Source organism: Streptomyces sp. NPDC054847 (assembly GCF_053610925.1).
In genome coordinates, this window is sequence record NZ_JBSGZJ010000196.1 from 1 (window position 1) to 12362 (window position 12362).

The 12362-nt window shown below is 66.8% G+C and carries 3 protein-coding genes; all 3 read left to right on the plus strand.

Annotated elements, in window-relative coordinates; all coding sequences use genetic code 11:
- Nucleotides 1-79 precede the first annotated feature (79 nt).
- The 3 genes from ACWGH4_RS20000 (at nucleotide 80) to ACWGH4_RS20010 (ending at nucleotide 12223) form a co-directional block, all read left to right on the plus strand.
- Nucleotides 80-10654: a LamG-like jellyroll fold domain-containing protein gene (locus ACWGH4_RS20000; protein ID WP_453462518.1), complete on the plus strand. Its 10575-nt coding sequence runs from the start codon at nucleotides 80-82 to the stop codon at nucleotides 10652-10654.
- Entirely contained in the window at nucleotides 10651-11289 is a 639-nt protein-coding gene (locus ACWGH4_RS20005) for an SMI1/KNR4 family protein (protein WP_453462521.1), read from the plus strand. Before ACWGH4_RS20000 ends, ACWGH4_RS20005 begins: the two co-directional genes overlap by 4 nt.
- Nucleotides 11290-11995: 706 nt before the next feature.
- Complete coding sequence (locus ACWGH4_RS20010) at nucleotides 11996-12223, plus strand: hypothetical protein (RefSeq protein ID WP_453462524.1); 228 nt, start codon at nucleotides 11996-11998, stop codon at nucleotides 12221-12223.
- The last annotated feature ends 139 nt before the right edge of the window (nucleotides 12224-12362 follow it).

Below are 12362 nucleotides of genomic sequence, written 5' to 3' on the forward strand. Positions count from 1 at the left end.
ATAGAGGGCTTGTGCTCGACATGTGAACTGGTGTGTGATCACGCAGCTACTTTGTGGATCACTGGGGTGGGAGTTTCGCATGCGCTCCGCGCGCTCGATCGCCGTTTCCGTTGTCGCGGTTCTGGCAGTGCTGATTGCCGGTGAACAGTCGGCCATGGCTTTGCAGACCAATGCTCAGCCGTTGCCCAGTGACCTGCCCGACCAGAGGTGGGGGAGCGCGGACGGCCTCTCGCACTCGGCGGGAACGGACGGAACGGACGCCACTGCGAGTGGCGGCCGTGACGGCGCGCTGAAGGCGCCTGGTCAACTGCCCCCGGAGGCGGCACCCGTCGTCCAGGAACTGGACGCTCGGAGCCGGCTTCCCGAACCTGGCCCTGCGACAGAGGTCACGCCGCCGCCCTCACCGCGCACCGGTGCGGGTTTCGATCCGAAGAGCAGCAAGGAGCTGACGGGCGAGCGGCAGGAGCGGCAGCGCACCTACCGGAACACGGACGGCACGCACACCACCCGCTTCTATGCCGAGCCGGTCAATTTCCGCGACCCCAAGGGCGTGTGGCGGGAGATCGACACCACGCTCGTCCCGGAGCCCCAGGCCGGGGCGCGAACCATGAACACGAGCCTCCCGGACTGGACGCCCGCCTCCACCGCGGCCGAGATCAGCCTGGCCGCCGACGCCGACGCGGCCTCACTTGTCCGGATGGGTCTGGGTGAAGGGTTGTCGGTCGGCTACGGCGTGGAGGACGCGGCGCCTTCGACCGGAAAGGCAGACGGTAGCGAGATCGTCTATGAGACCGTCCGGGAGGCTGCTGACATCGAGCTGATCGCGGGCAGCGACTCCGTCAAGGAAACCATCGTCCTGCACGACAGGAGTGCTCCCACAGAGTGGCGGTTCCCCCTGCACCTCGAGGGCCTGTCAGCGAGCCTCTCCGGACAGGGAAGTGTGGTCTTCACCGATGCTCAAGGCGTGCAGAAGGCCTGGATGCCGGCGGGCTGGATGGAGGACTCCAACTTGGTTCCTCACGCGAACCAGGGTGAGATCTCCTCAGGTGTGACCTACCGCCTCGAAGGCAGTGGTGATCAGCAAGTCCTCGTAGTGACGCTCGACAAGGAGTGGCTCTCGGCCCCGGAACGCGTCTTCCCCGTGAAGGTCGACCCGTCACTGCAGCAGATCGACGCCACCTCCGGCACCTACGTCCAGCATCCCTACAACCAGAACTTCTCCAGCGACACGATCCTCAAAGTCGGCACCTATGACGCGGGCAGCCACAAGGCTGCCGCGTTTCTACGGTTCACCGGGCTCGAGACGACACTCAAGAACGCGTGGGTGATAGGCGCGAACCTGGCGCTGTACAACACCTGGTCCTACTCGTGCACGGCGCGGCCGGTGACAGTGCACCCGATCACGTCGAACTGGTCCGAGTCGACGACGACCAGCTACCCGGGCCCCGCGACCGGTTCTTCGCTCGCTTCGAAGAGCTTCGCCCACGGCTGGCGCCCCTCCGGATCATCGACCTGGTCATGTGCTCCCAAGTGGGAGACGATGAGCCTCGGTTCGGCCGGACGCAAGCTGGTCGACGACTGGACGCACGGCAGACAGAAGAACTACGGACTCGCGGTCAAGGCGTCCACCACTGATTCCTACGGCTGGAAGCAGTTCGGCTCGGACGACTACCCCGGTGGCAAGCCGAGCCTCGACGTGACGTGGACCAAGTACGGAGCCACCTACACGCTGGGCGACTTCACCGCACCAGTGACGGCCACCACGCAGGGAATCCAGAAGGTCACTCTCACCAATCAGGGGCAGGAGACCTGGCCGCAGGGCGGCAAGTACAAGCTGCGCTACAAGCTCTACGACGCGCAGAACAAGGAAATCACCGACTCCAGCAAGATCGTGTACACGGAGATGCCGCAGGACGTCTCACCGGGCGAAACCGTGACGGTGGACGCGAAGATCGCGCCGCTCACCGCCGGCACGTACACGGTGGTGTGGACCATGACCGACTTGGGAGTCAGTCTCTTCCTCGACGCGGGCGTGCCCGGCGCGGGCGTCAAGCTCTCGGCGGTGAACATCCCTCCCGTACTGACCGGCCTCGCCCCTGCGAGTGGCGGTGTGGTGGACTCGCTGACTCCGACATTGTGGGCTCAGGGCAAGGACGACGACCGCTACCCGAAGGGCACGCTGGAATACACCTTCGAGGTATGCGAGATCGAGGGCAGCAACACCCGCAAGAACTGCCGGTCCGGTACACGCGGCACTCAGCGCCAGTGGGCGGTCCCGTCGGGCTGGCTGTCCTGGGGCAAGACATATGCCTGGTACGCCTACGTCTACGACGGCGACGCCACGTCCGCCCGGACTTCGGCGAGCCGTCTGACCACGCAGGTTCCGCAGCCCGCGGTGACCGCGCATCTCGGCGGAGCCGACGGCACCGGAGAGATCGGTGCGCGGGCAGGCAACTACGTCACCACCGCGACGGATGCCGCGCTGACGACCGTTGGTCCCGAGCTGTCGGTGACCCGCACGTACAACTCTCTGGACCCGCGCGAGAGCGGTGCCTTCGGGGCAGGCTGGTCGACGCGTTGGGACATGCGACTGCATGACGAGCCGCTGACGAGAACGATCCTGATCACCCAGGCGGACGGCTCACAGGTCCGCTTCGGACGCAACGCCGACGGAAGCTTCGCCGCCGCCTCGGGCGACACCAAGACCCTGGTCACTGAGGCCGGAGGCTGGGCGCTGCGCGACCGGTCCGGCACCACGCATCACTTCGCGACGGACGGCCGCCTCGTCTCGATCGTCGACGGTGCGGGCCGCACCCAAGAACTCACCTACGCTCCTGACAACGGCCCCCTGACCGCCGTCACCGACCAGCTGTCCGGCCGAGTCCTGACGTTCACCTGGGCCGGCGAGCACGTGACGAAGGTGACCACGAGCCCCATAGGGACCAACACCCCAGGCGTGTCATGGACGTACGCGTACACCGGCGACCAGCTCACCAAGGTGTGCCCGCCCGACTCGACGACGAACTGCACGACATACACCTACGAAGACGGCTCGCTCTACCGCTCGATGGTCCTCGACGCGGGCCCGGTCTCCTACTGGCGTCTGGGTGAGCAGGACGGCTCGGTGGCCGGCAGCGAAGTTCCCTCACGTACTGGCCTGAACGACGGCATTCACCGTGACGTAGCGCTCGGCCAGCCGTCCGCGATCGCCGGAACCAGCGACAAGTCCGGGGGTTTCGACGGCACCAACTCCTACGTCGAACTCCCAGAAGGTGAGGTGGAAGCCTCTACGTTCCTGGCCGTCGAACTGTGGTTCAAGACGACCAGGCCCGGCGTGCTCGTCGCCTTTCAGGGCGGACGGCTCAACGAAGGCAAGCCCCAGTACTGGAGTCCCCTGGCGATCACGTCCGACGGCAAGCTGCGCGGCCAGTTCGAGATCACCGGCCAGACGGTGACTCCCATGACGTCGACAGCCACGGTCACCGACGACCAGTGGCACCACGCCGTTCTCAGCGGCGCGGGAACGACTCAGGCGCTGTACCTCGACGGGGTCAAGGTCGGCTCGCTGACCGGTCCGATCAACCATTACGACAAGAGCCACACGTATCTGGGTGCGGGATGGTCGAGTCCGGCCTGGGACGGGATGGCGGCAGGCGTCCGCTACTTCACCGGCCAGCTGGACGAAGCGGCGATCTACCACCGCCCGCTCGATGAGGCGACCGTGGCGGCGCACTACGCGGCCCGTGGGACCAGTGCCCGGATGACCAAGGTCACTCTGCCGTCGGGCAGAGTGCACGCCACCGCCGCCTATGACCAGCGGAGCGGCCGGCTCACGGAATACACCGACGCCAACGGCGGCGCGTGGAAGGTTTCGGCTCCGGTCTACTCCGCCGGTTCGGCCGCATATGCCGACGCGGTGCGTGCCTCAGGACCGGAGGGCTACTGGCGACTGGGAGAGCGCAGTGGCGCCCGTGCGGCCAGCGGGATCGACGACGGCACAGACGCCTCCTACGGAGACGGGGCGGACCTCGGCGCCGTCGGTGCGTTCGCCGACGGCGACAACACAGCCGTGGCCTTCGACGGGACAGCGGACTCCTACGTCGAGCTGCCGGGAGACGTGCCGTCCGGCACGACGGAACTCGCCGTGGAGATGTGGTTCCGAACGGCCAAGTCCGGCGTCCTCCTCGGCCTTCAGAACGCGCCCCTGGGCCAGACACCGTCCAGCTGGCACCCGGTACTGAACATCGATGAGGACGGGAAGCTGCGGGGTGGCCTGCGCTTCGCGACAGGAAATGCCCAGCCGATAGTCTCCGGCCAGTCCGTGACCGACAACGAATGGCACCACGTCGTGCTCACCGGCTCAGGGGCGACCCAGACCCTGTACCTCGACGGCATGCCCCTCGGCAGCCGCACGGGCACCCTCGGCAAGTCCGGGCTCACCCACTCCTATCTCGGCGCCGGCTACGCCAGCGCAGGATGGACGGGCATTGCAGCCTCTGGGACCTACTGGTTCACCGGGCAGATCGACGAGCCCGCCGTCTACGCGAAGTCCCTCAGCGCCGCGACGGTGGCAGCGCACTACAAGGCCCGAAACGGACTCGTCGCGGGTGACGGGCCCCACTACCGCGGCGAGATCACCGGTGACGCTCCCGCCGCATACTGGCGACTGGACGAAACCTCCGGAACCACGGCCCGCAGCGAAGTCACCGCCACCAACAGCAACGGCACCTACAACGGCACGACACTCGGTGCGACCGGAGTCTTCGGCACCGGAGACGGCAGCGCAGCGCGCTTCAGCGGCACCAGCAGCATCCGGGTCCCCAGCGGAAGCCTCAGCGGCGACACGAGCCTGTCGGTGGAACTCTGGTTCCGCACGGCCAAGCCGAGCGGCGTACTCCTGGCATTCCAGGACGCGCCCCTCGGCCAGAAGCCGACATCCTGGCGGCCGGCCCTCAACATCGATGCGGGCGGCAAGCTGCGCGGCGAGTTCTACCCGTCCACAAATCCAGGGGCGACACCCATCACCTCGCCCCAGCCGGTGACCGACAACCAGTGGCACCACGTGGTACTCAGCGGCGACAGCACCACGCAGTCTCTCTACCTCGACGGTGCGAAGATCGGTTCACTCACCGGGCCCATCAGTGATCAGGCCCGTGAGTACACCTACCTCGGTGCCGGCTTCGGTTCCTCCGGCTGGATGGGCCTTGCCGAGGGCACCTATTACTTCAGCGGTGACCTCGACGAAGCCGCCTTCTACAACCACACCTTGACCGAGGACCAGGTCGCCGACCATTTCCAGGCTCGTGAGCGCTCCGGCCTCTCCGCCCTGGGCGCGACGATCACGGTCACGGACCCCAACAACAAACCTGTCCGCACGAGCTACGACGCACTGCGAGGCATGCGACCTACCCGCGTCAGGGATGCAGACGGTTACGAAACCGCCTTCGCCTATGACACCGGCGGCTTCGTGCACACCGTGACCGACGCCAACGGGCACGTCACGATCACCGGTCATGACGAACGCGGCAACGCGGTCACCACGACGACATGCCGGGACGCCGACTCATGCTGGACCTCGTTCACCAGCTATTTCGAGAACGAGACCGACGAACTGGATCCCCGTAACGACAAGCCGGTTGAGATGCGGGACGCTCGCTCGACAAGCCCGCAGGACAGCCGCTACCGGACCGCTCAGACCTACACGGCTCTCGGCCTTCCCGACACCACGACCCTGCCCGACGGCCGCGTGACGGACCTCGCCTACACGAACGGCACCGAACCTGCGGCGGACGGTGGGACCGCACCTGCCGGCCTGGTGGCATCCGAAACCACGCCCGCCGGCGCGGTCACCACCTACACCTACTTCGCCAATGGCGATCTGGCCGAGTCCAAGGCACCGTCCGGGCTGGTCACCAAGTACACCTACGACGGGCTGGGCCGGAAGACCGGCGAAACCCAGATATCCGACACCTTCACCTCCGGCGTCACCACCGCGTTCACCCACGATGCGCAGTCGCGGATCGTCACCGAAACCGGCGCGGGTGTGAAGAACGAGATCACCGGCCTTACCCACACCGCCAAGGTCAGTCGCACCTTCGATGCCGACGGCAACCTCCTGACGGAGAAGACCGAGGACACGACAGGCGGCGACACCGCGCGCAGTACCTCGTACCACTACAACGACTACGGCCTGAACGACTCAGTGGCCGACGCGGAAGGAGGCACCACCACCTTCCTCCATGACGCCTTCGGCCGGGTGACGAGTGAAACCGACCCGGCAGGCCGGACCTACGCCCACTCCTACACGGCCCGCGGTCAGCACGCGGAGACGGTCCTGAAGGGCTGGACCGGCCACCCGGAGGGCGGCACCCGCGACCTGGTCGTGGAATCCAACGCCTACGACCCCGCCGGGCGCCTCGCCTCCAGCACCGATGCGCTGGGAGCAACCACCGCGTACACCTACTTCGACGACGGCTTGCCGGCCACCGAAATCGCGAAGGCGGTCACCCGTTCCGACGGGACCCGCCACGACATCGTCCAGGTGTCCAACGCCTACGACGGTGCGGGGAACCTCATCCGCCGGACGACCGGCGGAGGGGCGACGACCGTCGAGTTCCAGGTCGATGCCACGGGGCGGACGACGCGCGAGGTCCTGGACCCCTCCGGACTCAACCGTGTCACCACCTACGGCTATGACAGGGACGACCGCGTCACCGAACAGGCATCCCCGGTGGACACCAGTGGAAAGCAGCTGACCGTCACCACGGAGTACGACGCTGCCGGCAACCCGAAGAAGGACACCCTCACCGACGGCACGTCGACCCACATCACCACCCGCTCCTTCGACCAGCGCGGCCTGCTCCAGTCGGAAGTCAGCCCGCGCGGCAACGTCAGCGGCGCCGCCAGCTCTGCTCACACGACGTCGTACCACTACGACGCACTCGGCAGGCTCGTGAAGTCGATCGCTCCGCCCGTTCCCGTCGAGGCGCAGGGCATCCTGCCCGCCACGGTTCGGCCGCAGACCGTCACCGGCTACAACACCTTCGGTGAGCCCACCGAGACGCGGGACGCACAAGGCGCGGTCATGCGCACGACGCACGACACGCTCGGCCGCCCCACGGCTGTCACCCTGCCCGCCTACACCCCGCCCGGCGGGACGACCATCACCGATGCCACCAGCCGAACGACGTACGACACGGCAGGGCGCGTCGCTTCGACGACTGATCCGCTGGGCCGCACCACCAGCTACGGCTACGACCAGCTCGACAACCTCGTCCGCCGCGTCGACCCCGAATCGGGAACGGCATCCCTCGACCAGCCTTCCGGCCTGGACGAGCCGTCGAGTCTGGACGCCGGCGGCGGCGTAAGCCTCTACGCCTGGACCCCGACCGGCCTCCAGCTCGCAGCCGTTGACCCGACCGGTGCCCGGACCGAGGCCACCTACGACGAACTCGGCCGCCAGCTCACGGCCACCACCGTCGAGCGCCGCCCAACGCTTCAGAACCTCACCAGCCGCTACACCTGGGACGACGCCGACAACCAGACCATCTCCACCACACCCGTCGGCCACACCACCAGCGCCACGTACAACGCGGCCGGCGAGACCGTGTCCGTCAGCGATGCCTACGGCACCACCCGCTTCGCCTACGACCGGCTCGGCCGCCAGATCGAGACCACAGACGCCACCGGCCGTACATCCCGGACGACATACGACGCGCTGGGCAACGCAACCGCCCTGACCGACTACGGCACGGGCGCCACCGTCCTGCGCAGGTCGCAGGCCACCTTCGACGCCGATGGCAACGCCACTACGACGACCTCTCCGCAGGGCGCGTACGTCGAGCGCACCTACGACGCGCTCGGCCGGGTCACCAAGCAGTCCGAGAAGACCACCGACACCACGTCGACCGTCCTGTCCTTCGGCTACGACGCGACCGGCAACCGCACCCGCCTCACCGACGGCAAGGGCAACATCACCCTCTACACCTTCACCCCCTGGGGCCTGCCCGAATCCACCGTCGAACCTGCCACCGCCGCCCACCCGGCGGAAAGCGACCGAACCTGGACCACCGTCTACGACGCAGCCGGCCAAGCCGTCACCGACCACCTGCCGGGCGGAGTCCGAAGAGACCGCAGCTACGACAACCTCGGCCGACTCGTCCAAGAGACCGGCACCGGAGCCGAAGCCCAGACCGTCACCCGCACCCTCGGCTACGACCTCGCCGGACGACTCGTCACCGTCGGCACGGCAAGCATCCTGGACCAGAACACCTACACCTACAACGACCGCGGCCAGCTCCTGACCGCAGGCGGACCCGGCGGCGACGTGAGCTACGCCTACGACGCCGACGGAAACATGACCGACCGCTGGCACAAGGACGTCCAGACATACTTCGGGTACGACGCTGCCGGCCGACTCGACTGGACCAGCGACTCCCTCACCGGAACCCACACCTGGGTCGACTTCGACGAAGCCGGCCGACCACGCCTCGAGCAGTACGCCAAGCCGCTCGCCGACGGGACCTGGCAGGTCGGAGCCAAGCGCGAGTACGCGTACGACGACCTCGGACGGCTGACCACGGACAAGGTCACCGCCAACGACACCGGCGCAACCGTGACCTCCCTTGCCTACGGCTACGACCTCGACGACCGACTGACCAGCAAGACCACCACCGGCGTCGCCGGGGCAGGGGAGAACACCTACACCTACGACGACGCCGGCCGACTCTCTTCCTGGACCAACGGGACAACGACGACACCCTACGAGTGGGACGAAGCCGGAAACCGCACCAAGGCAGGCGCGGCGACAGCGACGTACGACGCCCGCAACCGCCTTATGACGGACGGCACATCCACGTACTCCTACACCGCGCGCGGCACCCTGGCCGCCGTCACCCCGGGCGGCGGAACTCCCCGCACACTGACCTTCGACGCCTTCGAGCGCAAGATCACTGACGGATCCACCACCTACGCCTACGACTCCCTGGACCGCGTCGCCGCACACGGCACCACACCGTTCGCCTACGACGGAGGCTCCAACCAGCTGATCAGCGACGGCAGCTCGTATTACGCCCGCACCCCGGACGGCGTGCTCCTTGCCAGCAGTCAGGGCGGAACACCTCAGTACTCCATCACCGACCGCCACACCGACCTCGTCGCGGGTCTGTCCGCGGACGGCACCGCCGTCACCAGCTCCACCACCTACGATCCCTTCGGCAAGGAAACCGCCACCAACGGCTCGACGCCGGCCATCGGCTACCAGTCCGGCTGGACCGACCCCACCAGTGGCGACGTCAACATGGCTGCCCGCTGGTACCAGCCCGGCACCGGTGCCTTCACCTCCCGCGACACCTGGCTCCTCGAACCAAGCCCCGCCGCACAGGCCAACCGTCACACATACGCCAACTCCGACCCTGTCAACGGAATCGACCCCAGCGGCCACAATCGCATCTGCGCCTGCGCCGGGGGTGGCTTCTTCCTCAGAAACGGCGGCGGCGTAAGAGTCGGCGGCGGCAGCCGCGGCGCGAAGCCGAAGCCGAAGCCGAAGAAGAAGGCCTCTACCCGGTACCGCGACCCCCGTTCGGACCTGTGCAACAGCAGCCGATGCGGTGCCGGCCGTACCCGTCCCTCACGGCCGTCGAAGAGTCCGTCGCAGACCGGCCCTGTGCGGACCACGCCCCGCACCAACACTGGCCGTCCAGGCTCCGGCGGCCGCTGCACGTACGGCTGCACAACTCGCAGCGGCGGCACTCGCAGTGGCGGAACGAAGTCCACCTACGGCGGATCTTCGCGCGGCACCACCCCGACCCGGCCGCCGGCCCACCGCCCCCCGCAGAACCCGAACCGCGGCCCCAACCCCAAGCCTGCACCGACTCGGCCGGCGCTGCCCCAACCGCGCGTAGATACCGCTGCTCTCGAGCAGGCCGGGCTGCGGGAGGCTGCTATTAGTAATATGCAGGAGCTCATTTCAGATCTACTTGACGCTGCAGTTTCCTACGTTCCGGAAGAGTTGGTGGATGCTCCCCATTCCACGGATAACGGCCGGAGGGATGGAGACTGTCGAGTGAATGGTGCAGGGTGGCACAGATACGGGGATTTGGATGCTGTCAATGGTGACCGGGCCACTGGCGCGTATGCCTGCCTAGACCAGGAATTCCTGGGGCGAAAGCCGGGAACAGAAGTGGTTTCAAGTATTAGGCCCCCTGGCTACGATTGGGCCGGCCGCTACGCTGGCTATCTGGGGTTGGATGCGCCCCGGTCCATCAATAACTGCCATCTGCTTGGTGCTGACCTGAGCGGTGACGGAAAGGACTTGAGGAATCTTGCGACGTGCTCTCGGGCCGCCAATACGCATGTGAGCGAGGCAAACGGGCAAATCGAGCATAATATGTACTTCTTTGAGGCGCAGGTGCGTGAGGCTGTGAACGAGGGGCAGGTGGTCATGTACACCGTTAATCCACGCTATGACGGGCCGAGGACCGTGCCCGTCTCATTCGAAATGCGAGCAAGGGGGGTGCATCCTGACGGCAGTCTGGGTATCAACTTTGATGAGGTTGTCCCGAACTCGCTGAAGAGTAAGAGATTCAATCAGTGGAGGAATTTGGGGGTGGTGACGCATAATGGTGTGCCGCAACCTGTAGGGGGTATGAAGTGACGCATCAATCGCATGGCAGGAACTCGATTGTCGCATTGGAACGCATTCTGCCCCCCGAAGCCGGCGCTGACGAAGGTGTCGACTGGGAGGCTCTCTCCCGCGCGTGGGAACTCCGTTTTCCCTCTGACTACGTGGCGTTCATGGGAATCTACGGAGCCGGCGGGATCAGCGATTCCCTCGAAGTGCTACGTCCTGAGCGTTTCGATCGGGATGACGTCGATGCCATGGTGGAAGAAACCGCCAACGCTCGTGATCAGTGGGTGCCGGGTGCAACGGTGAGCGGCTCCGACGGTGATCCGGGCACCGGGGGAGCCGTGGTCGCTTGGGGAGTGACGACCGCGGGCGACGTGATCTGCTGGGTGACGTCCGACCCCGACCCCGACCGGTGGCCGGTCGCGGTGCTGAGACCGAGCCTGGTCGCTCCATGGGTCTTGTATCCAGTCGGCATGGCCGAGTTCCTTCGCCGACTGATCATCGGTGCATTCGATGCCTGCCCGGTCAGCGACGCGACCCTGTGGAATGCGGGCACGGGGCGGTTCCTGCACTGGCGCGAGAGGCAGCGACGGCTGGAGGAGGGCATCGACCCATGGACGGGCGAGCCCGACCCCTATGCGGGCATCGGTTTCGACGACTGACCGTCCCCCGTTCCACGTTGGTCCGAGAGTGCGCGCTGCTACGACTGCGCGCCGTGTCAGTGCCGTGCCGTACGGTCCCATCGTGATCTCGCGACCAACAGGCCGCGCTCAGAGCCCCTATGAAGCTGAGTTCCTGCCACGGTTGCAGATGAACTTGCGGGTGGCGGAAGCGCCGTGACCGAGCCGGTGACAAGTTCGGAGGGCAGCCCGTGTGGCCGGAGGAGCCCGCATGGCCGGTGATCCGCAGACCGGGGAGCCGCTGGTGTTCATCGGCCAGTTCCGGGTGCCAGGGGACGAAGTGCGCCTGGCGTACCGTCGCCGACTAGGGCGAGGAAGCCGATGATCCGTCCTTCCTCAACTTCGGCTACGGCAGCGGAGTCTTCATCAGCCCCGACCACCGTGAAGGTCGCTTCCTGGGCGATTGCGGCTGACCAGGCTCCGGCGTGGCGGGGCGGATCACGGGACGTTGCCCGCACTACGGGGTCCGACCAGGAGGTTGGTCGTCGCCTTGTCGTCGAGATTGGCGAATGCAGCGCCAACGGTCGGGGTTGGGGAACTCGCCGACTCGTTACCAGGCACAGCCGTCCGCGAGGTCAAGGAAGAGACGTGGCCCGGCAGTTGCCGAAGCATCGACCTGGGGCGATTTCGGGCTGCTGGAGTGTAGCGGGCTGATGGCTGGTCAGGAGCGGTCTTGCGGAGGCTGCCCTTGACCTGGTCGGTCCGGATGCCGACCTGGTCCGACGAACAGCACTTCCCCGCCCTCGGTCTCTTCCTCCCTTGCGACCTGGACCCGGACTGGTGGAAGGTTGTCACGATGGTCCATGAAGAGGGCTGCGAGACCTTTGACGGCCCGTTCTCGGCCTTGGCCCTCGCAGGTGCCCCGGCGCCGTACGTGACGGACTGCTGCGAGACGATCGAGCGAGTGGCAGCCTGATCGGTCACGCCGTGTCGACTCGTGCAAATGGAGGCTCTCTGAGTGCCTGGAATGAGTGGGCCCGCAGAGGAATCCACCTCCGAACTATCGCCAGTACGCCTAAGACTGCGCCCCCTGCCCTGGCCTATGTGGCCGGGGC

Bases quoted from the DNA above. Each gene is read 5' to 3' on its own strand.
- ACWGH4_RS20000 (WP_453462518.1), top strand. From the start codon at position 80: ATGCGCTCCGCGCGCTCGATCGCCGTTTCCGTTGTCGCGGTTCTGGCA.